Genomic DNA, 23,944 nt, shown 5'->3' with positions numbered 1-23,944 from the left:
ATTCACAGATTACCAACAATGCCCGGGTGATGGATCCGTGGGGTTGCCAAGCCCGGTTGTCGCTTTCAAGCTCCCGTTGTGAGACCCCTTCTTCTCCTGCTGTTCACGAGTGCCGCCATCCTTGCCGATTCAGTGGTGCCGGCGATCCCGCCCCAGATCGAGCGGCCCTGGCCGGGCGCCGACTTCTGGGCCAATCCCGCCGAGGACTGGGAACTCAACAACGGACGCCTTGAAAACCGCTTTTCGGGCGGCGGGCGGAATGTCGTCATCCTGACCGCCGAGCTGGGAGATGCCCGGGAGGCCTTCAACGTCCGGACCACCATCGACCAGATCTCCTTTGAAACCCGGGGCGAAGGCTACGTGGGATTCGAACTGGGCCGGCAGGGCCTCGTCGATGACTACCGCGACGCGGCCGTCAACGGCGCGGGCCTGCCCGTCGGGATCCGCTTCGATGGTCGGCTCATCATCGGCTCGGACGCCGATAGCGACGAGACCGTCGAGATGCCCCTGCGCAACATCCGGCTCGAGTTCAAGGCCGAGCCGATCGAGGGCGGTTTGTTTCAATGCACCCTGCGCGCCTCGGATGGCACCGGCCGACTGCTCGCGAAATTCTCGCGCAGCGTTCACGAAACCCGCCTGCGCGGGCTGGTCGCCCTGATGGCGACCACCCAGCTTCCCGCAAACATGGACGCCGCCAAGCCGCGCCCCCCTCGCCAGAAGCCGATCGCGCAGAAGCGCGGCGATGAAGGACGTTTCGCCTTTTCCTCCGTCGACATCAGTGGCGGCCGGGTCGATGCCCATCCCGAGCGCGCCTTCGGACCCATTCTCTGGAGCACCTACACGCTCGACAATGCCGGCGTGCTGCGACTGCTGGTTCAGGCCGCTCCCTTCGACCGCAGGGCCGACATGCAGGCGACCCTCGAACTTCCCGGACGCGAGCCCATCCTGGCCGACCTCGATGGCAATTCCCGCACGGCTCTTTTCCGCGTCCGCAGCGTGCCGACAAATGCCGATACCCCCTTCAAGGTGTTGCTGGCCGGCGACACCTGGGAAGGCACCATCCGGGCCCTCCCGAAGTCCGGGCCGATCAAGGTGGCGGCGCTCTCCTGCAACGACGCGACCGGCTTCCCCCACCCCGAACTCGTCGCCAACGTCGCCGCGCATGAACCCGATCTGCTCACGTTCCACGGCGACCAGATCTACGAGGGCATCGGTGGCTACGGGCTGATCTACGACCAGAAACCGAATGACCGCTCTCTGATTTCCTACCTCCGGAAATACGCCATGCACGGTTGGACCTGGCGCGAACTGCTGCGCGACCGTCCGTCGATCACGATTCCGGACGACCACGACGTGTTCCACGGAAACCTCTGGGGCGAAGGCGGCGAGCCTTCCGACACCACCCAAGGCTTCGGCAATCCCTCGCAGGACTCCGGCGGCTACAAGATGTCCACCGAGTTCGTCAACGTCGTCCACCGGAGCCAGACCGGAAACCTGCCCGAGCCCGCCGACCCGGCGCCCTGCCGCAGCGGCATGAGTGTTTACTTCACCACCTACGAGTTCGGGCCCCTCGACATCGCGGTGCTGGCCGACCGCCAGTTCAAGTCCGCCCCGCGCGACCTGCTGCCGGAAGCCGAGATCGAAAACGGATGGCCCGCCAATCTTCGCTGGGATCCGGTCGAGTCCTCCGACCATCCCGAAGCCGAACTTCTCGGCCCGCGGCAGGAAGCCTTCCTCCGCCGCTGGGCCCGCAACCCGGCCAAGGGCGCCCGCTTCCGGGTCGCGGTCTCGCAGTCGCCGTGGTGCGCGCCGCAGACGCTTCCCAAGGACATCCATCACGACAAGCACGTCCCCTCGCTGCCGGTGTACAAGCCCGGCGAATACGCTCCGGACGACGAACCCAAGGCCGACTTCGACACCAATGGCTGGCCGCGCGCGAAGCGCAACCTGGCCCTCGAGCTGCTCGCCGAGGCCGGAGCTCTCCACATCACCGGCGACCAGCATCTCGGAACCACCGGCCAATACGGCACCAAGACCTGGAAAGACGGCCCGTGGTGGATCTCCACCCCCGCCATCGCCAACGTCTGGCCCCGCCGCTGGATGCCCCGGGAAGAGGGCAAGAACCGCCGCAGTGGCGACCCGAAGTGGCTCGGAGACTTCAAGGACGGCTTCGGCAACGCCTTCACCCTCCACGCGGTCGCCAACCCCCACGACATCGACCGCGAACCCGGCCGCCTCTTCGACCGGGCCGTGGGCTACGCGGTGATCACCTTCGAGCCTTCCTCCGGTCAGGTGACCTTGGAGAACTGGCCCTACTGGGCGGCCCCGGAAAAAGCGGCGCCCGACAACCAACCCTACCCCGGCTGGCCCATCGTCATCGATCCCGCCTCCGGCAACCGGATCCGCTGATCCGGCCAGGGTGATCAAGCCGGGGAAGCGTCGGACCAAGATGGATTGGATCCATGGGATGCACACCACGAAATCCGACGTCCGCCTCGTCCGCCTCGTCCACCTTGGATCCCGGAGGGATCGGAGCCATTGGCCCGGGGTCATCCGCCCGGCGGATGCACCCCGGGATGGAGGGGAAAAATGGGCATCGATCCCGGCAGGGATCGCAGCCGTACCGAACTTCCGGGGCGATGCGAATCAACGATCCAGTCGCCGCCTTTCCGCCCGTCAAAAGGCCGGACCCGGCGCGCGGCGGGCTGCCTGGGCCGCCTCAAGCCCTCCACCTGCCGGATGATGTCATCATGAACGTTCGTTCCCCGGCGGCAAGCCGCCGCCTCCCGGAAATTCACGCCGAGTGCCTTGGGGATGGGAGATCGCAGATGGCAGGCGCGGCCTCCGCGGGCGATGGACCCTCGGGGAGCCGGTGCCTCATCGCTTGGGTTTTTACTCGCGACGGAAGCGCAGCCGTGCTGTATTTCGTCGGTGGCCGAGAACAAGGAACGGAAGCGTCCTGAGAATGATCGCAAGGCCGAGGCCGAGGCGATCCGCCTCTTTGCGGCCCGCCTGATCGAGGAAGGGAAGGCCAGGGAGTTCCTGGTAGAACATGGATTTCTGACGCCGACCGGGCGATTGCCCAAGCGATACGGAGGATGAGGATCCCCGGGTTGGTACTCGGCTACCACGGCTGCGACCGGGAAGTGGCGGAAAAGATTCTCGGAGGCAAGACCGAGGTCAGGGAGAGCAGGAACTCTTTCGATTGGCTGGGTTCCGGGGCCTACTTCTGGGAGAACAATCCCTCCCGAGCCCTTTCGTGGGCAAAGATGCTCGCGGAAAACCATCGATCAGGCCCGAAACAGATCAAGAGCCCTGCGGTCGTCGGGGCGGTTCTGAATCCGGGCAACTGCCTTGACCTGGCCGAGGAATCGAGCCTGGAGCTGCTGAGGGCTGCCTATGACGTGTTGGATGATTTCTATGGGAGCCTTGACATCTCACTTCCTGAGAATGAGGCAGGCTTCAAAGGCGACGCCGATCTCGTCAAACGCCATCTGGATTGCGCGGTGGTGAACTTCCTCCACGAATTCAGAGAGACGAAAAAACAGCCTCCCTTCGACACGGTTCGGGCTCCGTTCATCGAAGGCGACTCTCTGTTTCCGGGCTCGAAGCTGATGGACAAGTGTCACGTCCAATGGTGCGTTCGAGATCCCAAGAGGAGCATCATCGCTTACTTTCGTCCGCGTGACCCGAAGGCCACCGAGGTGTAGCGGTTCGATCAACGTAATGCCCGAATCCGGCCCCCAGACCCGCGATGACCCGCACCGACTGGCTCAACAGGCCGGCCAACCTCAACGCCGCCCGCACCGCGGCCCGCGGCATCGCGCCGCACAAGCCGCTGATGCTGCTGACGGTCATCGACTTCATCGAGTCCGGCGACATCCCGGATGGCTGGGTGAAATACGACGTCCACCTCGTCCACCTCGCCTGCCTTGGATCCCGGAGGGATCGAAGCCATTGGCCCGGGGTCATCCGCCCGGCGGATGCACCCCGGGATGGAGGTGAAAAAAGGGTATCGATCCCGGCAGGGATCGCAGCCGTGCCGGACTTCCGGGGCGGTGCGAATCAACGCGCCAGTCGCCTCTTCTCGGCCTGGCATATAATCCTTAGCACCACCGCAAATCCTCGCCTGCGGCCCTCGGACGGCCTCTCATCCGCGATCCCTCCACTCCCACCGGCAACCCGGAATCCGGAGCCATCAGACCCCGCCCGGACGGACCATCACCGGAAGCACGTACTCATCCACGCTCATCGCGTCGTCGAACTCCCGCTCGCCATCGAGGAATTCCTGCAGCCGGGTCATCTGGTGATCCGCCACCTCCCGCTGCGCCTCGATCTCGGTCTCGAAAATCACGATCTCCCCGTCGCCGCTGCGGAGGACGGGCGTTGAGCCATCGCAGACGGTGTCGATGAAGATCGCGTAGCCCTTGCGAGACGTGAATGCCGTTTCGGAACTCTTCACGGCAGAAACACCTGGCCAGGTGCACGGTGGATGACAACCCGATTTTCGGATTCCAGCATTCCCCGGCCGCGCATTTCCGCTTTCATCTTCGCATGGCCACCCGCACCCGCTGGACCCGCGATGAACTCCTCATCGTCCTCAATCTCTACCACAAGCTCCGCTTCGGGCAGTTCGACCAACGCCAGCCGGTCATTATCGCCCTCGCCGGAAGACTTGGCCGCACTCCGAGCGCGGTGGCCATGAAACTCAGCAACCTCGCCTCGCTCGATCCTGCCCTTAGGCTGCGCGGGATCCGGGGGCTGGAAGGAGCGAGCAACCTCGACCGCGAGGTCTGGGAGGAATTCCACGCGGACCCAGCGGAGCTGGTGCCGCTCAGCCAGCAAAACTTCGACGCCCTGTTCGTCGATCCCGAGACGGAAACCACCGAAGTCATCCCCGGCACCGGCATCCGCCCCGCAGCCAAGCCACCCACGGGCGACACCGAAGCCATCCGCCCGACCAAACAACGGCGCGGCCAAGGCTACTTCCGCGATGCCGTGCTCAACAACTACGACAACCGCTGCGCCCTCACCGGCCTGCCCGTCCGCGAACTCCTCATCGCCTCCCACATCCTTCCGTGGGCCGGCCACGAAACCGAGCGCCTCAACGTCCGCAATGGCATCGCCCTCAACCGCCTCCACGACGCCGCCTTCGATCAGGCCCTGATCGCCTTCGATGACAATCTGCGCCTCCTCCTTTCCAAACGCCTCCGCGACGCCCTGCCCCACAAGGCGCTGAAGGCCTCCTTCGCCGAATACGAAGGCCTAGCCCTCGACCTGCCCGACGATGCGATCCCGCCGGATGCGGGATTTCTGGCGAAGCATCGGAAGAGGTTCATCGCCGCCTGAGGCTCTCCCTCCCATTCGGCGTTCACCCTGTCATTGGAAACGACGACAACGCCATACAACCTGCTTTGCGGGGCGGCGGATTACTCCGACCCGGCTCCTCAAAGATCCACATTCCGGCAATGTGCCTCGATCCGATCACCGATCTGCTGGATCTGCTCCGCGTTCAGCCCTTCACGGCCCCGGACTCCCGGAAGGTTCGGCACCACTTCCTTTCCGCTCCAGACGAACACTTCACCCTGACCCCGCCGCTCCACAAACCACCCCGGCAGCACCAACACCGGCGTGACCACCACCTTCCGACTCGCCGATCCGGTGAGCCACTTTGAGAGATCGGCAGCATTCCGGGCCGCCTGCCGAAGCATCTTGCAATCGTCGCCCTCGGGAAACTGCAGCGCTTCGCCGGTGAACTCCACTCGATAGGCATTCTTGCCGTCGTCCAGGGTCAGCGACTTTCTCCGTGCCTTCGTTTCGATCGCGAAAACCCCGGCCGGGCCGACCACCACATGATCGATGTTCCGGTTCGAGGCTTCGCCCGGATCCCAGTCGATAAGGAAATCGTGGAACACTCGGTAGCCCTGGCTCATCAGCCTGTTCAGTTCGGCTCCCATGTAGCGTTCGCCCTCGAAGCCCAGCCGGCAATTTCTGACGGATTCCCGCAAGCGACGGACTTTGCGCCAGTAGAACGCAGCCGCGGCATACGATGCCGCCGTCGGCACCACCCACCCGACCAGAACTCCGATTCTCGACAGATCCATTGGCATGGCTACCACGCCCGGAGCCAATCCAAAGATACCCGCAGCCATCATCGCCTCGATCAGGTCGAGTCGAAGATCATCCAGCCTCAGTCTCAAGCTCTCGCCCGGCGGCCTCAACATCTTCTCGGTGAACGGCGACCGACTCTTGGCCCGCTCGGCCGACAGCATCCGCTTGGTTCCGACCAACACCGCTACCAGTGCCGTCAGCACCAGCAAGCTCCCCAGAGCAACTCCCAAAGGCATCCCTCACTCTACCCATCCACCATCCCGCCGTCACCCTACGCCATCGCGGGGCATTCAGGCTGTGTCCTCAAATCAGGACCGTTGGCCCGCCACCGCGGGAACGAACCTTTGGATTTCGGGACCCCTTCGACAGGGTGCTTCCCGGAGTCGGGTGGTCTCGACGGCCTCGAGAGCCGGACGGAGGAGGTCGTCCACGAGCTTGGTCATGGGGATGCCTAGCCTTGGCCTCATGGTAGAGCAGGCCCACGAGATTACGCCGAATCATGGGGGAGTGGTGGCTTGGTCGGGCCATTTTCCCGTGATTTGGGATTCAGATTGAGCCGCTGAGATCTAGGCCCCGCAGCTTCATAGTATTATGGCGGTTCTTGGCCCTCTTTTTTACCTCAGCCATCCTTCGATCTTCCTGCATGGAAGGAAATTTGGCTTGAAAATGTCGGAGCATTGGGTGAGAATCTCTCCGGCATTCAACGGAGGAGTAATCCCCGAGCCACGGCCTATCGGGCCAGCCGGTTGGTCATCAAAGGCGAGAGCCAGAGAAAATCCAACCCGCGGCCCAAAATTTCAGAATGGCGTGTCCTTATGGGGCACGCCATTTTGTTGCTCATGTGGATGGCCGCGGCAGAGGATCTTCGATTGCACGACAAGGGGAGCACGTTTCTGGCGATGCGGTGGCACGAACTCTTCGACCAATACACCCCAGATACCTTCCAGCCCCAGCTCTTGACGATTCCTTGCCTCATTGAGGAAGCCGTTGAGGTCGCGTCCTTGTCTAATCGAGACGACCGATGGAAAAAACATCTGTGTGCCGTTCAGCAGGAGATCTCTGGTCGGCTCTATGGAGGTGTGGAGAAGAGCCTGCTGACGGCTCAGGAGTGCAATGTTGTTTGTGAGATCTCCACGTCCAAGAGCACCGCCGAGGTCGGTGATTTGAGCCGCTTACTGCTCTTGGAAGGGTTCACTCGGCGATTTTCGGAAACTGCCCGGAATCGTCTGTCGGACCTTGCTGATGCCGGTGTAGAGAAGAAGAAGGAGGATACTGATCTCATTCTCACCTTGATCGGGTCGCAGGCGTTTCGGAGGGGGTGCGATGCGACTGACTACTCTGACTATGATTCGATGCCCGGCTGTGCTCCACAAAAAGTGGTGGAGTGGATCCTCGAGAGTATTCCACAGGGAGAGAGGAGCTTCAGTTGCATCGTAGCTGTTGAGATGGGCGAACCTGAGGAGCAGGCTGGCATCAGGTCAGTACTTCAACACCGGGGGATAACGCTCGCGAGCCCAAAAATTCCAGGCCTATCATGCAACGGGCGATGGTTTTTCTTTAAGAAGACAGTCAAGGCCCTAAAAGACAATCAAGCGCTGAACGCTCTCCGAGTGGAGATCCAAGACGCCTTGAATCTGTTGGGGTTCTACCAGCAGTCTAGAACACCAAGAGTGCGAGATCGAGGGTGGATCTACAACGGTGACAGTGCTCGAGAGGTTGACGCTCGACCTCGCCGCTTTGACAACCTCCATCCGAGAAGGAACGCGGTGACCCTTGCGGGCAGGGCCACTAAAGCTATTTCAGGGCTTCGCGGCGAAGCTGCTCTGGCTTCGGCACTGGACCTCCATGGCCAAGCTCTCCGTGCTGAGGAAGACGCACTTCGTCTGGTAAATCTCTGGTCGGCTGTAGAATGCTTGGCCTCCCTAGTCGACGGAGGCTCAATCATCGAGCGGGTTGAGCGGCTGATTTGCCCCATTGTGACGTGGCGAAGAATCGACAAAATTCTGAGGTATCTGGCGATTAACCTACACTTCTGGCTGAAGGAGAACCCGAAGATCGAGCGTTCTTCGATTCCTTTCCCTCTCGGCCCAAATGACGCGGTGGAACCGGAACGAATACTGACGATCGTTTCAAAGCTCGAAGGGGATCACAATCTCAACAGCCTCATGGCACTGACCACGGATCATCCGCTCCTACTTTACCGAGTTTGCAGTTGCTGGAAATTCGCGAGTAATCCGCGTGAAATGCAGAAACGCCAGGCGAAGTCCGAGGAGGCGTTGAGGTGGCATCTTTCCAGAATCTATCGAGCCAGGAATCTCCTGGTCCATCATGGCATCGAGTCGAGATTTGTTCCGCAGCTTGCCAATCACCTACAACACTACTTATCGATGACGCTTTCCCGCATCATGCACGGCCTCACATTCGGTGAGGACTGGACCAGCAGGGACTCGATCAGCCACTGGCGGAGCAAGTACCTACACGTCAATGTCGCCCTCAAGGAGGCCCCCGAGAGCCTTGTGGTTGGGGACTTCTTCCCCGAGGAAGTTCAGGACCCGGGGTTTCCTGTTTGGTAGCCCACCTACCCTATCGAAGGGGTCCGTGAATTGTGGCGGTGGCAACACGCCTGGTGCTCAGATTCCGGGTTGCAGGTGGAGTGGAGGGGTGGCGGATGGGAGGTCGTTCGAGGGTCGCAGGCGGCGATTGGGGCGTCAGGATGCCGTGGCGGTTAGGATTTTGGACGGCGAAAAGTCCCGGCGCCCTTTCCCCGCCCTACGCGCTCAATCTCCCGCACCTCCAGGCGAGTCCCTCGCCATCGGGGTGGAAGGCCGGATCTTTCGGCAGGAGGACGGACTGGCCGGCGGGATGATGAAGTTCCCTTTCGCCGGTCGAGCGGCGGGGATCAAGAACCGCCGAAACCCGCCAGCGGTGATCGGGGCACGGGGCGATGAGGTCGCGGTCCATCGCCCAGTGGTGGTTCTTGCACAGCGCGAGGCCGTTGGTCGGGTGGTCGTTGTGGCTTTCCGAAAAGGGGATGAGGTGAGCCGGCCCCACTCCAACCCGGTCACCGCCGGATCACCGGTTTGTCCTTCGCCCGGGGCTGCCGCCGCGCCTGGAAAACCACCTCCTTCACCTCGGGGCCGAGACCATCATAGGCCACTCCGACCAGTTCCCTCAACCGTGCCGCCACCCGTGACTTAGGGTTCCAGCTGTAGACCAGCGTCCGCCCCAGTTGCTTGCAAACCAAGGCCCCGGAGCGCTCGAAACGGTCCAGTTGCCGCTGCACCGAATCGAGCGACACCCCGAAGTCCCGCGACACCGCACGACCATACGCCTCGCCCTGGTGAAACAGGGAAAGCAGCACCGCCTCGGCCGCCTTGCCGCCGAAAAGGTCTTGCAGGACCGTTGAAATCATGACCGGATCCTAAGGTCGAATGACCGATGATTCAAGTCAGTTGTCGCCGCCCGACTGGGCGACCTGCACCGAAGAGGAGCTGTGGCGCTATGTCGCGTGGCACCTCGAAGGAGCCGGCATCCGCTCGGTGCTGGTCGGCGGTGCGGTCGTTTCCATCTACACCGAAGGTCTCTACCGCTCGGGCGACCTCGATCTGGTGCCCGACGATCTCGGTCGCAGCCGCCTGGAGCCGGTGCTCAGGGAGATCGGATTCGCTCCGACCCGCTCGCGCTACTTCAAGCATCCCGAATGCCCGCACTTGTTCCTCGAGTTCCCCCGGGGACCGGTGGAGATCGGCGAAGAGTTTCCGATCACCCCCGAGGAAGTCGAGGTGGCCGGGCGGACGCTGCGGCTGCTGTCTCCGACCGACAGCGTGAAGGATCGGCTCGCCGGCTACATCCACTGGCAGGCCCGCGCGAATTTCGACCAGGCGGTCCTCATCTGCCGCAGGCAGGCGGAACGGGTCGATCTGGCGGCGGTCGAGCGATGGTGCCGGGCCGAGGGCGGCCGTGAGGCCTACAACGAGCTGGTTGGGCGACTCACCGCAACCGGCTGAACCGGTTCGATCCAACAAGAGCCAAGATGCCACCCATCCTGCAACGGGAGGTGCCGGGACGATCCGGCCCTTCAGGCCGTTGGGAACGACGCGCTCAATCTCCGGCACCTCCAGGCCAGGCCCTCGCCATCGGGATGGAAGGCCGGATCCTTCGGCAGGAGGACGGACTGACCGGCGGGATGATGGAGTTCCCTTTCGCCGGTCGAGCGGCGGGGTCGAGGGTCACGGTGGGGTTTTCGTCGGTCCGGCGGGATGCGTCGAGCACGATGACCCGGCCGGTGCCGCGACGCACCGGTCGCCATCAGGACCCCGCCGTCCAAGACGAACCGCTGCTCCCATGCGGGCAAGGTGACCGCGCGAACCCGCCTCCCGCACGCCCGCTTCCATCTTCAAGTCCCCCGCGATTCCCCCGCGCCAACGGCTCCCCCTCCCCCACCGCCTTCCACGACCGCTTCTCGACGGCGGCTCGAAGGCAACCCGAAGGCAGCCGAGGAGTCGTCTCCGCCGGGCCGGTTCGCGGGCTTTCCCTTCGGCGGTGCCGGTTTCAAACCGGCGCTCCATCACGACCGCCAACCCAAGAATTGATGCCGAAACCCCGGTCTGCCGAAACCCCGGTCTGCCGAAACCCCGTCGAGCGGAAAATCAGGAAATTTCGGCGGTCCTGCAATCCCTGCAATCCCTGCAAAGTCCTGCAAAGTCCTGCAAGGGTTTTGCAAGACCCCTGCAAGGGTCTTGCAACGAAGGACCCGCCGAAAGGGCTTCCCGCTGCCCGGCGGCCCGGATTTGCCCTTGAGAACCCATGCCAGGATGGCGGCATGACTGCCACAGGAGCACCATCCGACACCGGGGCCCCCATCGATCGGTTTGCCTTTCGCGGGCCGGGCGGGACGATCGGGGGAGTGAACCTTGCCGATCGACATCCACAGGGAACTCGATCCGCACCGCGCCGCCGGCCGGTGGCGGCACGATCCGCACCGCGCCGCCGGCCGGTGGCGGCATCCGCCCCCTTCCCTTCGTCCTTGTTTCCGGGGTTTCCGGGGTTTTCGGAGTTTTTTCCGAGTTATCCACAGAAGTTCACCGGATGCCCTGATTGACCCCGTCGCCCGATTTTCATTAATCTACGTTAAATATCGTTCTCGCGGGGCCTCGGTGGTCCCGCACTCCGCGCGGCGGGAGCACACAGCTGCAAACCAAAATGACGAAACAATGGCCAACAATAGCCATACACAACGGAAGTATCCGCCGGTGGCGGATCGGGTCGAGCAGTTCCAAGCCGCATGGCAGGAGCTTGCTCCGGAGGAAACCTTCGCCGGGATGACCCTGGCGGAGTTCGACACAGCGGTGGCGCCCGTGAGGGCGCACGAGCTGGAGATGAAGGCACTGGCCGCCCAGAAATCGGCGGCGGTGAAGCGGCGCAAGACATTGGACACCGAGGCCCGCAAGGTGCTTCGCAAGGTCGCCAATGCCGTGAGGGCGCATCTTTCCTACGGGGAGGACAGCGAACTCTACCGCGCCATGGGCTACGTGACCCTGAGCGAACGCCGCAGCGGACTCGTCCGCCAGGGAGCGCAGGAGGGTGACGAACCCACGGAAGCAGAAAGCCCCGCGGCGGGGGAAGCCGCCTGATGTCGATCCGCGAAGACTGAGCATCAGGCAGCACCCGCTGCACCAGCAGGCCCGTCCCGCCGCAAGGCGGGGCGGGCCTTATCCTTAGCACGGCCGGCAAGCCGGCGGAAGGGGCGATCCGCGCAGGATTCCGGACCCGGCGCGGGGCCGGTCGAGTCGGTCCGGCACCCGCACGGGCCGTTTCGCCGGGAGAACGGGCTGTGGACGGAGGAGAACGATGGGTTCCGCGAGAAACTCGACTCATTTCGATGCCCAAACGACTCCTTTGCGTGGCGAATCGACTCGTTGCGAAACCGATTCGACCCGTTTCACGGCGAGAACATGTCGTTTCCGGAATGCGACGACTCAAGCACCGCAAACCACGAAAGATCCTCTTCACCCTGCCGATCAGGTTCATCAAGCCACCTGATTCCCTGCGCTCCGCTTCATTCTTTCCTTGGCATTGATCGCCCTGCTGCACAGACCTTCCGATTTCCCTTGACCCCCCGGAGGCCGCATGCATCCTTCGCGCCCCTTCAACCGACCCCTTTCCAATCATGGCACGCGTCTGCAGTATCCGAGGAAGCCGAGTTCGTTCCGGCGGTAGAATCAACCGCTCCGGTCTCGCCAAGAAAAAAGGCGGCATCGGCCGTCACGTCACCAAGGTGGTGAAGCGCAAGGTCTCGCCCAACCTGCAGAGCAAGCGCATCTGGGTGCCCGAGCTGAATCGCTGGGTGCGGGTGAAACTTTCGTGCCGCGCGCTCAAGACCGTCAACAAGAACGGTGCCTACGTGACCCTCAAGAAGGCCGGCCTGATCTGAGGCTGGATCCGCCCACAACTTTCAAGAAGGCCCGGAGTTCCGCTCCGGGCCTTTTTCTTTGGTATCAGGCCTCGACAACCGGCAGCAGCACGGCGTCGCGCATGCCGTGGATCTTTTTCTTGTCGACCGGCACCAGCGTCGCCAGGCAACCGCCGAGAGAGGTCTTCCCCTCGTCGTCGATGAAATAGTACGGGCAAAGCCTCACGCGGCCCTCGAATTCCTCGATGCTGCCGTCGTCGCGGTAGACCGGATGCCGGACCACCCGGGTTTCCCGGAACTCCTGCATGATCCAGGGCTGCTGGCTGAAATCGTCGAGTGCGTGACGGACCTGCCGCTTCCATTCCGGCCCGGACAGGTCGTGGCCGATGAAGACGCCGCGCGAGCCCCAGGCAGTTTCGTGGAAGCCACTGATCTTCAGCACCAGTTGCCGGTCCTTCTGGCTGAAGCGCGCCACCTCGTCCCACGAGTGCACTTCCATCCGCGGGATCGCCGCCTGGGGCGGCAGCGGTGAGGGATCGACCACCCAGCTGAAGGGCACCAGTTCCCGGATGCGTTCGAGATGACTTCCCCGCAGCACTTCCCGCCACAGGGGCTGCAGTGCCGGCGTCCACAACAAGGCCAGCCACAGCTTGTCCTCGAGATGCGGCAGGCACGGAGGGTTCATCCGCAGACCTCCGGCGACCGAGCGCTCGGCCAGGCTCCGGAACAAGGGCAGGCTCTCCCAGTCGAACCATTCGAAAAAGCGGTAGATCGCGTGGCCCACTCCCTGGAACGCTTCCGCCGACACGACCCGTCGGCCGCCTCCGGCCGCATCGGCGAGCCACTCCATTTCCGTCCGGTAATCGGCCGCCTCCTCGGAAATCACGATCTCTCCTCCCTCTTCGAGAACACCCGCGAAGCCCCGGACCATCCCATCCGCTCCTCCGGCAACGCGGTAGCCGGCCCCTGCATACAGCCTGGAAAGCCAGGCCGTGATGCCCATGCCACCGGGCACGGCATCCAGCTCGGTCAGGGCGAACCCGCCCTCTTCCAACAACAGGTCCGGGCGAATGACCCGCGGTCGCTGGCCCTGGCGGCCCGCCTCGCGCTGGATGTCCACCATCCAGGTCGGCTTGCCGCTGTCCAGCAGTTCGGCGATCCAGCCCGGCAGGGAGGTGCCGACGCTGCGCCGGTAAATCTCGTCGCATGCCTGTTGGAAGCGGGCCAGCGGATGGCCCAGACCCTGCACGAACCGCATTTCCGATCGGCTCAGTGGCAGCGGCTCGGGCGAAAACCGCCACCCCCCTTCATACAATCCCCCATCCGGCAGGGCGGCCCGGATCGTTTCCAGCGACAAACTCATGACATCGACTTCAGCGCGCCACGGATCAACTCCTCGGTCGTCGCCTCGGCCTGCTCCTCAAGCAATTTCCGCACCGCCTTGCGGGCATCCACCTGCTTGTAGCCGAGGGCCACGAGGGCCAGCTCGGCGTCGGCCGCCTTCGGCGCCACCTCCCCACTCTCGACTCCCCGCCAGGTCTCCACCATTCCGACCTTGTCCTTGAGCTCGAGGATGATCCGCTCGGCGGTCTTCTTGCCGAGGCCCTTGATCTTGGAGAGACCGACGCTGTCCCCCTCCGCCACGCAGGCCTTGAAGCGGGCCGCCGGCATGCCATTGAGCACCGCCAAAGCAATCGCCGGGCCGATCCCGCTCACCCTCCCGATCAGGAGGAGGAACAGATCCCGTTCCTCCTCGGTCGCAAAACCATAGAGCTGCTGGCCGTTCTCCCGGATGTGGTGGTAGGTCCGCAACTCGATATCCGCCCCCGGCACCGGATTCAGCCGGTCCATGCTCGAAAACGGGACCAGCACCTCGTAGCCCACCCCGGAGGCCTCCACCACCAGACGATTGGGGTAACTCTCCCACACCTTCCCTCGCAACCGGACGATCATGGAGTCGCAGCTTGGATCGACCACGGCCGCCGTCAATGCCCATCCCCGGATTCGACCCCACGGAAATAATCTTTAAGATAAACGTAATTTTTAACTTGTAAAATTATTTGTTCCTTTTTTAATGGCGGGCTTTTTTTGGGTCGCATTTGTTACAGGTTGCTGCTATTCTCCCGCCGCTATGTCAACCACCACCAAACGCACCCGGTTTTCGCGCCGGCTTCCCGACCACGTTACGGACGAACTCTGCAATGTCCTTGAGGAAGATAAGGTGTTCGGTTTCAACGACCTGTTCGAACGGGTGTTTGAGAACCTGAAGCAACGCAACGCAGTCAGCGGCGGCGAGGAAATGCTCCGCCTGCGTGCCTATGAGAAGCTTCAGAATCTCGTCACCCGCGGTCTGGTCGAAAAAATCGGTAAGGAATACAAAGGAACCCCGCGGGTCCACGAAGCGTCCAGCGAGTGGCTCGCCCAACAACAGCAGGAGGATTGATTCCCTGCGCCTGAACAAGTGCTTTCCCTTGCAACCCGCACCGGCCCACCGGTGCGGGTTCTTCTTTTCCAGCAGACGGCATTCCATTCTTGGCACCCGCCCACTCCGCGAATATCCATCGCCCACCGATCATGCACTCGCAGTTCCTTCCCGTCTTCGTCCAGATTCTGGTGGCGATCGGCTTTGCCGCCGTCGCGCTGACTCTCTCGGTGGTGCTCGGCAAGTCCGCCCACCGCAACGCGACCAAGGATTCGGCCTACGAATGCGGGATGCTCGCCGTGGGGGATGGAGCTTCCCGGTTCTCGGTCAAGTTCTACCTGGTGGCGATGCTGTTCGTCGTTTTCGACATCGAGGTGGTGTTCATGTATCCGTGGGCCGTCCAATTCCGCGACCTCGTGGCCCACAGCCCGGTGGCCTTGCTCAGCATGGCGGGTTTCGCGGGCATTCTCGCCTTCGCCTACGTTTATGCCTTCCGCAAGGGAGCCCTGAGCTGGAAGGAAGAACCCCGCCGGCCAAAGACCGCCACCGGCGATAAAGCCGCCGGGCTTGCGTGATTGCGGACGGTCCTTCCCGGCCGTCTTCAGATTTCTTCCGCTCAGTGCTGGCGCGATGCCGCGGATCGGCTAGGATCCGGGCATGACCCTCCTCGCTTCCGACTCCCTGGGTTCCCTCATCGGGATCGCCGTCGCGCTCATCATCCTTGCCATCGGGGTGCTGATCATCTCGATGTTCTTCAAGACTTGGCTGCGGGCCAAGCTTTCCAACGCCCCGGTCTCCTGGGGCAACCTGATCGGAATGTTCCTGCGGAAGGTGCCGTTCAACCGCATCGTCAATGCCCGGATCACCGCCGTGAAGGCGGGGCTGCCCTACACTTCCGAGGAACTCGAGGCCCACTACCTCGCCGGGGGCGACGTGGAAAACACCGTGCTGGCCCTGATCGCCGCCGACAAGGCCGGGATCAAGCTCCCCTTCGACCGCGCCTGCGCCATCGACCTCGCGGTCAAGGGCACCGCCAAGACCGTCCTCGAGGCGGTCCGCACCTCGATCAACCCGAAGGTCATCGAGTGCCCGAATCCCGAAGCCGGTGGCCCGAACAAGATCACCGCCGTCGCCCGCGACGGCATCGCGGTGAACGTGCGCGCCCGGGTCACGGTCCGCACCGCCCTCGACTCGTTCATCGGCGGGGCCACCGAGGAAACCGTGATCGCCCGCGTCGGCGAGGGCATCGTCACGTCCGTCGGTTCGGCCGAGACCTACAAGCACGTCCTCGAGAACCCCGACAACATCTCGAAGCTCGTTCTCGAGAAGGGCGTCGATGCCTCGACCGCCTTCGAGATCCTTTCCATCGACATCGCCGACGTGGATGTGGCCGACAACATCGGTGCCCGGCTGCAAACCGAGCAGGCCGAGGCCGACAAGCGGGTCGCCCAGGCCAAGGCCGAGATGCGCCGCGCGGCCGCCGTCGCCGCCGAGCAGGAAATGTCTGCCCGCACCCAGGAAATGCGCGCCAAGGTCGTCGAGGCCGAGGCCCAGGTGCCGCAGGCCATGGCCGAGGCCTTCCGCTCCGGCAACCTCGGCATCATGGATTACGCCCGCTACCGCAACGTCGTCGCCGACACCGACATGCGTTCTTCGATCGCCACCGACGGTGACTCGCCCAAGGGGGACACCCAGCAATGATCCTCGCCTTCGATTTCAGCGACCTGCCGGGCGATGCCATCGGCCTGCTGTTGCTGATGATCATCTCGTTTCTCGGGTGGCTGAAGAACCGCTTCGGCCAGCGCGAGATCGAGGAGGAGCCGATCTCCGAGGAGGAGGAACGGATGCGCGAGATCGTCTGGCGCCGCCAGATGGGCGAGCAGGAGGACCGCGCCCCGTGGGAAACGGATCCCACGGTCTGGCACCCCGAGAAGGTCGCGCCGCCCCCCCTGCCGGAGCCGCCACCCATTCCCGCCACGCCCGCTGCCGTCCAGGCTCCGGTGCCCGAAGTCTCGGAGCGCGAGGCGCGCCTCGCCGAGGCCTTCGAGCGAAAAACCGGGGGGCGACGGAGGGCACCGGGCCGCCGCACTCCGATCGGTGACAGCCTGCGTTCAGCGGATGCCACCCGCCGCGCCATCATTCTCGCCGAAGTTCTGGGGCCTCCCGTCTCCCTTCGCCAAAGCGGCGAACGCCACCCATGAAATCCGCCCTCCGATTCCTCGCAGCCCTGTTGCTCGTCCTTCTCCCGGCCTTCGCGGAAGACGGGGAGACGCCGGAGCGCAAGCTCATCGGCAAGTCCGAGGAGGAATCCTACACCGACAAGGTGGTGGTCCTCTCCATCGGGCAGAAGGACCTGATGAACAACCAGGCCTTCAAGTTCTTCCAGCGGACGCTCGAGCGCGCCGAGAACGAGAAGGCACGGGCGCTCGTTCTCAAAATCGACACCCCCGGCGGCTTTGCCTTCAACACCCGGGACCTGATCTTCGACCAACTGGGCAAGCTCGAGGTCCCCACCATCGCCTGGGTCGAGCGCGAGGCCCTCAGTGCCGGGGCCATCATCGCCTTCGCAACCGACAGGATCTACATGGCGCCCGGCACCATCATCGGCGCGGCCGGGCTCGTCAGCGGAACCGGCCAGGAGATTGATCCGGTCATGCGGGCCAAGCTGGAAAGCGTCTTCGACGCCTCGCTTCGCGGCATCGTGAAGAAGAAGGGCCACCGCATCGATGTCCTGCGGGCGATGATGTTCATCGACGACGAAAACGAACGGACCTTCGGCAGCGTGACCGTTCCGAAGGACGAGTTGCTCAGCCTGACCGCCCAGGAGGCAACCCAGCAGATCGACGGGGCACCCCTGCTCGCCGCCGGCATCGCCGACAGCGTCGACAAGGTCCTCGAGGCCGAGGGCATCACCGGCGCCGAGGTCGTTCCGGCCAAGCCGACCGGTTTCGAGGCCATCGCCTGGTGGATCGCGGCCCTCTCGCCGCTTCTCATCGCCGTCGGCATCGGCGCGGCGTGGATCGAGCTCAAGGCCCCGGGATTCGGCGTCTTCGGCTTCATCTCCCTCGGCGCCTTCGCGATTTTCTTCTTCGGCAACAGCGTGGCCGGAAACCTGGCCGGCTACGAGTTGATGGCGGTCTTCCTTCTCGGGGTGGTGCTCATCATCCTCGAACTCTTCGTCCTGCCGAGCGGCATTGCCGGGATCATCGGCGTGCTCATGGTCCTCGGCTCGCTCTGGTTCGCGATGGCCGACAAGATCGAATTCGACCGCGCGCGCGAATCCGGCGAGATGATCTCCTCGCTCGATGACCTGCTTCTTCGACCGGCCATGATGCTCGGACTGGGCCTGGCGGGCGGCATGCTCGCCCTCTTCGTCTTCGCCCGTTATCTGCCGAACATCCCGCTCCTGCGCTCGCTGATCGTGAAGAAAGAGCTGCCCTCGGGCAGTCCCGCCGAGCAGGACCTCGGTCGCTCGCTGATCGGAGCCACCGGCAAGGCCGTCACCGACCTCCGGCCTTCCGGCACGATCCTCGTCGAGGGCATCCAGCACGATGCCATCTCACGTCAGGGCTTGATCCCCAAGGGTGAGTCCGTGCGGGTGCTGGAAGACGGGATGACCTACGTGGTGGAACGGGTCGACGGACGTCCCTGAATTCCCCCAACGCGGCGGTCCCGCCGTCCGGGCGGCTTACTCTTCGCTGCTTTCCGCTTCAGGTTCCGGTGGCTCCGCCGCCCCGGCTTCATCGACCTCGCCCGCATCCTCCGAATCCTCGTCGGGAATCACGCGAGCGATGTCCTGAAGCCGCTCGCCCTTCTTCAGGGTCAGCAGCTTCACACCCATGGTGTTCCGGCCGGCGGTCCGTACCTCGGAGACACGGATCCGGATGCTCTGGCCTCCGGAGGTCATCAGCATCAGTTCATCCTCCTCGGCCACCGAAACCGCCCCGACAACTTCGCCGGTCTTCTCACCGACCTTCATCGTGATGATGCCCTTGCCTCCGCGGCTCTGGGAGCGGTACTCCTCGAACGCCGTGCGCTTACCGATGCCATTCTCGGAGGCGACCAGCAGCGTGGCATCCTCGCTCACCAGCGAGAGGCTGACCACGTAGTCGCCTTCCACCGGCTTGATGCCCGCGACCCCTGCAGTGGCGCGGCCCATCGATCTCGACTGTTCCTCCGGGAAGCGCAGGCTCATCCCCTGACGGGTGACGAGGATAACCTCGTCCTTGCCGGTGGTCAGGCGCACGCCGATCAACTCGTTGCCTTCCTCGAGCTTGATCGCGATGATTCCATCCTTGCGATAGTTCCGGAAATCGTGAAGCGAGGTCTTCTTCACCTTCCCGCTGCGGGTGGCGAAAAGCACATAGCCCTGGTCCTCGGAGAAGGTGATGTCATTGCCGTCGTCATCCGTCCGGCGCTCCAGGCGAAGCATCGAGGCGATGGTCTCCTCGGGCTGGAGGTTCAGCACGTTCTTGATGCTCCGCCCTTTCGAGGCACGGGATGCCTCCGGGATTTCATAAACCCGCTCGACATAAACCCGCCCGGTGTTGGTGAAGAACATCAGGTAATCATGGGCCTGCACCGAGAAGAGTTGCTCGACGAAGTCGTTTTCGTCGGGATCCGCCGCGTTGCGGGTTTCCATGCCCCGGACTCCCTTGCCGCCCCGGCCCTGCACGCGGTACTCGCTGGCCGGGGTGCGCTTCACGTAGCCCCGGTGGCTGAGCGTCACGATCATGCCCTCGTTGGCGATCAGGTCCTCGATGGCGATCTCGCCCTCGTCCGGGAGGATCGGGCAGCGCCGCGGGGTCGCGTGCTTTTCCTTCACCTCGAGCAGCTCGGTCTTGATGATCTCCAGGACCCGGGACTCCTTCTCCAGGATGTCCATGAGATCCTTGATCTCCTCGATCACGGCGTCGTACTCGCCCTTGATCTTGTCCTGCTCCATCGCGGTCAGCTGATAGAGGCGGAGTTCGAGGATGGCGTTGACCTGGCGGTCGGTGAAGACGTAGCGATCGCCCTCGATGCTCGGCTGGCTGCGGATCAGCACCCCGAGACGCTCGGCGGTCGCCACTTCGAAAGTGTAGGCCTTGAGCTTCTCGCGAGCCTCGTCGCGGTTCCTGGACTCGCGGATGATCTTGATGAAATCGTCGAGGTGTCCGAGTGCCAGCAGGAAGGCCTCGAGGTTCTCGGCGCGGTCCTCCGCCTTCTTGAGAAGGAAACGGGTGCGCCGGACCACCACGTCCCGCCGGTGCTCGATGAACGCGTCGATGGCATCCATCAACGAGAGCTGCTTCGGCCGCCGCTCGTGGATTGCCAGCATGTTGACCCCGAACGAGGTCTCCATGGCGGTCAGCTTGTAGAGCTGGTTGACCACGACCTGGGGCCGCGCGTCGCGCTTGAGCGTGATCTCGATGCGCGTTTCCTCGTCCGAGAGATCCCGCATGCCGGAGATGTCGGTGAGCACCTTCTCGCGCACGAGCTCGGCGATGCGCTGCTGCAGCACCGCGCGGTTCACCCCGTGGGGCACCTGGCGGATGGTGATCGTCGAGGTGCCCGAGGCATTCTCCTCGACCTCCATCGTGCCCCGCATCTTCACGCTGCCGCGTCCAGTGCGGAAATAGCTGTCGATCCCCTTGAAGCCGCGGATCTCGCAGGCGGTGGCGAAATCCGGACCCTTGATGTGCTCCTTCATCTCCTCGATGGAGATCGAAGGCCTGTCGATGCGCGCGCACACGCCGTCGATCACCTCGCCGAGGTTGTGGGCGGGGATGTTCGTCGCCATGCCCACCGCAATGCCCGTTCCGCCGTTGACCAGCAGGTTGGGAAAGGCCGCCGGGAGCACGTCGGGTTCGACGGAATTCTCGTCGTAGGTGACGTGGTGATCCACGGTCTCCTTCTCGATGTCGGTCATCATCGCCGACCCGAGCGCGGCCATCCGCGCCTCGGTGTACCGCATTGCCGCGGCCGCATCGCCTTCCACCGAACCGAAGTTCCCCTGCCCGTCGATGAGCCGCTCCCTCATCGTCCACGGCTGGGCCATGTTCACGAGCGTCGTGTAGATCGCCGAGTCGCCGTGGGGGTGGTACTTACCCATCGTTTCACCGACGATGCGCGCGCACTTCAGGTGGGGCTTGGCCGGCGTCAGCGAGAGGTCGTGATGCATCGCATAGAGAATGCGGCGCTGCGAGGGTTTCAGGCCGTCCCGGGCGTCGGGAAGCGCCCGGGAGATGATCACCGACATCGAGTAGTCCAGGAAGGACTTCGACATCTCATCGGCAACGTTGATCGAACTGATCGATTCTTCAGACATCTTGCAAATTCGTTAGAAAGGTTGGGGGCAGGTCTCAGACATCGAGGTTCTGCACGTTGAGTGCGTTGTCCTCGATGAAGCGCTTCCGCGGTTCCACGATGTCACCCATCAGGACGTCGAACATCTTGTCCGCCTCCAGCAGGTTCTCCTCATCCAGCCTCACCCGCAGCAGCTTGCGGGTCGCCGGATCCATGGTGGTTGAATAGAGTTCCTTGGCGTTCATTTCCCCGAGACCCTTGAAGCGCTGGATGCGCATGCCGCGCCGGCCGATCTCGAAGACCCGGTCGAGGATCTCGAAGAGGTTGTGAACCGCAACCGGTGGCTCGTCGCCATCCCCTTCGATCATTTCGTAGAGCGGCTCGTCGTCGGAATAGAACGGATCGGTCTTCACCCCGAACTCTTCCAGCCTCGCCAGCAACCGGGTGATCGCCGACGACTCGTGCAGCTCGTACTTCACCGCCCGCCGGGGCATCGATCCCCACCTCTCCTTGAACTCGGCGAGTTCCTCTTCGCTGAGGTCCTCATCGAACAGTCGAAGATCACGGTTCCCGGCGGCGAAGTCCAGCAACTCCCTTTCCGTGGGAAAATAGTGGACCTCCTCCTCGTTGCCCTCGCGAACCCGGACCATGAACTCGGGCAACTTGCCGTCATGACGCGCATCAAGCAGCGAGCGCAGGCTGCCCCCGTGTCCTTCGACGGTCTGCTTGTAGCGGCCGAGCTGGACGAGCACCTCAAGGATGCTCTTCAGCAGGTCGGCATCGACCGCGTCCGAGCCGTCGGGCCGCCGCAGGATGACGTCCTCGGAGCCGAGGGATATCAGGATCCGGCTCAGCGCGGCATCGTCCTGCACATACTCCTCCCGCTTCTTGCGGGACACCTTGTACAGGGGCGGCTGCGCGATGTAGAGGTATCCCGCCTTCACCAGTTCCGACATGTGGCGGCAGAAAAAGGTCAGCAGCAGGGTGCGGATGTGGGAGCCGTCCACGTCGGCATCCGTCATGATGATCACCTTGTGGTAGCGGACCTTGGAAAGATCGAACGCCCCCTCCTGGTCGCCCTCCCCGATCCCGGCACCGATGGCGGTGATCATCGCCTGGATCTCCTTGTTCTGGAGGGCCTTGTGAAGGCGTGCCTTCTCGACGTTGATCACCTTGCCCCGCAGCGGAAGGATCGCCTGGGTCTGCCGGTTGCGGCCCGACTTCGCCGAGCCACCCGCCGAGTCGCCCTCGACGATGTAGATCTCGGACTTCGCCGGATCGCGCTCCGAGCAGTCGGCCAGCTTGCCGGGAAGCCCGCCTCCCGAAAGCACCGACTTCCGGACGGTCTCGCGGGCCTTGCGTGCCGCCTCGCGGGCTCGTGCGGCATTCACCGCCTTGTCGATGATGATCTTCGCGAGGTTCGGATTCTCGTCGAAGTAGGTCTGCAGGCCTTCGTAAACGATCGACCCGACGACCCCTTCGATCTCCGTGTTGACGAGCTTGTCCTTGGTCTGCGAACTGAAGCGCGGATTCGGCATCTTGACGCTGATCACGCAGACAATGCCCTCGCGCACATCGTCTCCGCTCAACGCGGGATCCTTGTCCTTGAGGATCTTGTTGGCCTTGGCGTACTGGTTGATCGCCCGCGTCAGGGCACCCCGGAAGCCGCTCAGGTGGGTCCCGCCGTCGGCATTCGGGATCGAGTTGGCAAAGCAGAGAATCTGGTCCTGGTAACCGTCGTTGTACTGGAAGACCACGTCGGCGTAGACGTCGTCCTGGGTGATCTTTCCATCGTAGTCCACCTCGATCTGGCGCTTGCCCTTGAGGATCACCGGATCGGGATGGACCAGGGTCTTGCTTTCACCCAGCTGCTCGACGAACTCCTCGATCCCCCTCGCATAAAAAAACGACTCCTTCTGCTGCGATTCGGGTCGCTCGTCCTCCAGCACGATCGTCAATCCGGGATTCAGGAAGGCGAGTTCCCTCAGACGCTTCGCCAGCCGGTCGAACTCGAACTGGATGGTGTCGGTGAAAATCGTGGCGTCCGGAAAGAAGGTGATTGTCGTGCCGGTGTGGCCGTCGGGGGCATTGCCGATCACCTCCAGCGGCTTGGTGGTCTTGCCCCGCTCAAAGGTGATCGAGTGGACCTTTCCGTCGCGCATGACCTCCGCCTTGAACCAGTCGGAAAGCGCATTGACGCACTTGGCACCCACCCCGTGCAGACCACCGGAATACTTGTAGGCTCCCTGACCGAACTTGCCGCCGGCGTGCAGGCTCGTCAGCACCAGTTCCACAGCCGGCATTCCGAACTTCTGGTGGGTGTCGACCGGAATGCCGCGCCCGTTGTCGCTGATGCTTGCGGAGCCATCCACGTGCAGCGCGACACGAATCATGTCGCAGTAACCCGCGAGATGCTCGTCGATCGAGTTGTCGAGCACCTCGAACACACAATGGTGCAGGCCCCTGACATCCGGGTCCCCGATGTACATCCCGGGGCGCTTCCTGACCGCTTCCAAACCCTCGAGCTTGTCGATCTGTTCGGCCCCGTACTTCTGCTCCCCGCTGACCTTGGTATGCTCCCCTTCGGGCTCTTTCGACTCTTCGGACATGAACCCCGAAAAGATCCGAAAATCGCGGGGTTGAGACAAGGCCGATTATGCCCTCAGCAGGACATTTTTCCTCACTCCAAACGCCTGATTTTCAAAAAATTA

At 63.4% G+C, this 23,944-nt stretch carries 21 protein-coding genes; 13 read left to right on the top strand and 8 right to left on the bottom strand.

Features of this window, described 5'->3' with window-relative positions; genetic code table 11:
• Positions 1 to 78: 78 nt before the first annotated feature.
• The 3 genes from ACG2LG_RS00250 to ACG2LG_RS00240 all read left to right on the top strand — a co-directional run bounded on the left by ACG2LG_RS00250 (position 79) and on the right by ACG2LG_RS00240 (position 3,710).
• A complete protein-coding gene (locus tag ACG2LG_RS00250) occupies positions 79 to 2,409 on the top strand; it encodes an alkaline phosphatase D family protein (RefSeq protein ID WP_396255301.1) in 2,331 nt (776 codons plus the stop codon).
• 522 nt (positions 2,410 to 2,931) lie between these two features.
• Entirely contained in the window at positions 2,932 to 3,102 is a 171-nt protein-coding gene (locus ACG2LG_RS00245) for a hypothetical protein (RefSeq protein ID WP_396255300.1), read from the top strand.
• Positions 3,103 to 3,269: 167 nt separating this feature from the next.
• On the top strand, positions 3,270 to 3,710 hold the full coding sequence (locus ACG2LG_RS00240; RefSeq protein WP_396255298.1) for a hypothetical protein: 441 nt from the start codon (positions 3,270 to 3,272) through the stop codon (positions 3,708 to 3,710).
• 488 nt (positions 3,711 to 4,198) lie between these two features.
• Here ACG2LG_RS00240 and ACG2LG_RS00235 read toward each other — a convergent pair whose 3' ends face one another.
• A complete protein-coding gene (locus ACG2LG_RS00235; protein ID WP_396255296.1) occupies positions 4,199 to 4,462 on the bottom strand; it encodes a hypothetical protein in 264 nt (87 codons plus the stop codon).
• A 92-nt stretch (positions 4,463 to 4,554) separates the two neighbouring features.
• On the opposite strand from ACG2LG_RS00235, the gene ACG2LG_RS00230 reads away from it, so the two are divergent.
• Entirely contained in the window at positions 4,555 to 5,349 is a 795-nt protein-coding gene (locus ACG2LG_RS00230; protein ID WP_396255295.1) for an HNH endonuclease, read from the top strand.
• Between the two features lie 98 nt (positions 5,350 to 5,447).
• On the opposite strand, the gene ACG2LG_RS00225 is transcribed toward ACG2LG_RS00230, so the two are convergent.
• A complete protein-coding gene (locus tag ACG2LG_RS00225; RefSeq protein WP_396255293.1) occupies positions 5,448 to 6,314 on the bottom strand; it encodes a nuclease-related domain-containing protein in 867 nt (288 codons plus the stop codon).
• 642 nt (positions 6,315 to 6,956) lie between these two features.
• Here ACG2LG_RS00225 and ACG2LG_RS00220 point away from each other — a divergent pair.
• Positions 6,957 to 8,684 (top strand): hypothetical protein, encoded by a 1,728-nt coding sequence (locus tag ACG2LG_RS00220; protein ID WP_396255291.1) that lies wholly within the window; start codon positions 6,957 to 6,959, stop codon positions 8,682 to 8,684.
• Positions 8,685 to 8,880: 196 nt separating this feature from the next.
• Here the strand turns inward: ACG2LG_RS00220 and ACG2LG_RS00215 are convergent, their stop codons facing one another.
• Together ACG2LG_RS00215 and ACG2LG_RS00210 are read right to left on the bottom strand one after the other, a co-directional pair.
• Positions 8,881 to 9,162, bottom strand: coding sequence for an HNH endonuclease (locus tag ACG2LG_RS00215; protein ID WP_396255289.1), 282 nt, complete (start codon positions 9,160 to 9,162; stop codon positions 8,881 to 8,883).
• Positions 9,163 to 9,172: 10 nt separating this feature from the next.
• The gene (locus ACG2LG_RS00210) at positions 9,173 to 9,523 is read right to left on the bottom strand and encodes an ArsR family transcriptional regulator (RefSeq protein WP_396255287.1); all 351 of its coding nucleotides are present in this window, start codon (positions 9,521 to 9,523) and stop codon (positions 9,173 to 9,175) included.
• A gap of 19 nt (positions 9,524 to 9,542) precedes the next feature.
• On the opposite strand from ACG2LG_RS00210, the gene ACG2LG_RS00205 reads away from it, so the two are divergent.
• The 3 genes from ACG2LG_RS00205 to rpmB all read left to right on the top strand — a co-directional run bounded on the left by ACG2LG_RS00205 (position 9,543) and on the right by rpmB (position 12,544).
• Positions 9,543 to 10,118 carry a hypothetical protein gene (locus tag ACG2LG_RS00205; protein WP_396255285.1) on the top strand — a complete coding sequence of 192 codons (576 nt, stop codon included), beginning with the start codon at positions 9,543 to 9,545 and terminating at the stop codon, positions 10,116 to 10,118.
• Positions 10,119 to 11,324: 1,206 nt separating this feature from the next.
• A complete protein-coding gene (locus ACG2LG_RS00200) occupies positions 11,325 to 11,744 on the top strand; it encodes a hypothetical protein (protein ID WP_396255284.1) in 420 nt (139 codons plus the stop codon).
• Between the two features lie 536 nt (positions 11,745 to 12,280).
• The gene (gene rpmB / locus ACG2LG_RS00195; protein ID WP_396255282.1) at positions 12,281 to 12,544 is read left to right on the top strand and encodes a 50S ribosomal protein L28; all 264 of its coding nucleotides are present in this window, start codon (positions 12,281 to 12,283) and stop codon (positions 12,542 to 12,544) included.
• 64 nt (positions 12,545 to 12,608) lie between these two features.
• Here rpmB and ACG2LG_RS00190 read toward each other — a convergent pair whose 3' ends face one another.
• Together ACG2LG_RS00190 and ruvA are read right to left on the bottom strand one after the other, a co-directional pair.
• Positions 12,609 to 13,886: a hypothetical protein gene (locus ACG2LG_RS00190; RefSeq protein ID WP_396255281.1), complete on the bottom strand. Its 1,278-nt coding sequence runs from the start codon at positions 13,884 to 13,886 to the stop codon at positions 12,609 to 12,611.
• Positions 13,883 to 14,476: a Holliday junction branch migration protein RuvA gene (gene ruvA / locus ACG2LG_RS00185; protein ID WP_396255280.1), complete on the bottom strand. Its 594-nt coding sequence runs from the start codon at positions 14,474 to 14,476 to the stop codon at positions 13,883 to 13,885. The genes ACG2LG_RS00190 and ruvA overlap by 4 nt, the downstream gene beginning before the upstream one ends.
• A gap of 178 nt (positions 14,477 to 14,654) precedes the next feature.
• Here ruvA and ACG2LG_RS00180 point away from each other — a divergent pair, with 178 nt between their 5' ends.
• The 5 genes from ACG2LG_RS00180 (at position 14,655) to ACG2LG_RS00160 (ending at position 18,597) form a co-directional block, all read left to right on the top strand.
• A complete protein-coding gene (locus tag ACG2LG_RS00180; protein ID WP_396255279.1) occupies positions 14,655 to 14,966 on the top strand; it encodes a hypothetical protein in 312 nt (103 codons plus the stop codon).
• A 131-nt stretch (positions 14,967 to 15,097) separates the two neighbouring features.
• Positions 15,098 to 15,520, top strand: coding sequence for an NADH-quinone oxidoreductase subunit A (locus ACG2LG_RS00175; RefSeq protein ID WP_396255277.1), 423 nt, complete (start codon positions 15,098 to 15,100; stop codon positions 15,518 to 15,520).
• Between the two features lie 82 nt (positions 15,521 to 15,602).
• On the top strand, positions 15,603 to 16,646 hold the full coding sequence (gene floA, locus ACG2LG_RS00170; protein ID WP_396255275.1) for a flotillin-like protein FloA: 1,044 nt from the start codon (positions 15,603 to 15,605) through the stop codon (positions 16,644 to 16,646).
• Positions 16,643 to 17,146 (top strand): hypothetical protein, encoded by a 504-nt coding sequence (locus tag ACG2LG_RS00165; protein WP_396255274.1) that lies wholly within the window; start codon positions 16,643 to 16,645, stop codon positions 17,144 to 17,146. Before floA ends, ACG2LG_RS00165 begins: the two co-directional genes overlap by 4 nt.
• Complete coding sequence (locus tag ACG2LG_RS00160; RefSeq protein WP_396255273.1) at positions 17,143 to 18,597, top strand: nodulation protein NfeD; 1,455 nt, start codon at positions 17,143 to 17,145, stop codon at positions 18,595 to 18,597. Before ACG2LG_RS00165 ends, ACG2LG_RS00160 begins: the two co-directional genes overlap by 4 nt.
• Before the next feature lie 36 nt (positions 18,598 to 18,633).
• Here ACG2LG_RS00160 and gyrA read toward each other — a convergent pair whose 3' ends face one another.
• Both gyrA and gyrB read right to left on the bottom strand, forming a co-directional pair.
• Positions 18,634 to 21,255, bottom strand: coding sequence for a DNA gyrase subunit A (gyrA, locus tag ACG2LG_RS00155; protein ID WP_396255271.1), 2,622 nt, complete (start codon positions 21,253 to 21,255; stop codon positions 18,634 to 18,636).
• A 34-nt stretch (positions 21,256 to 21,289) separates the two neighbouring features.
• Positions 21,290 to 23,842 (bottom strand): DNA topoisomerase (ATP-hydrolyzing) subunit B, encoded by a 2,553-nt coding sequence (gene gyrB, locus ACG2LG_RS00150; protein ID WP_396255270.1) that lies wholly within the window; start codon positions 23,840 to 23,842, stop codon positions 21,290 to 21,292.
• Positions 23,843 to 23,944: the final 102 nt, after the last annotated feature.

Origin of the sequence: Haloferula sp. A504 (assembly GCF_044385805.1) — a bacterium.
Taxonomy (GTDB): Bacteria; Verrucomicrobiota; Verrucomicrobiia; order Verrucomicrobiales; family Akkermansiaceae; genus Haloferula.
Note: the sequence above shows the minus strand (reverse complement) of the source record. Positions and strands in the feature narration are given on the sequence as shown.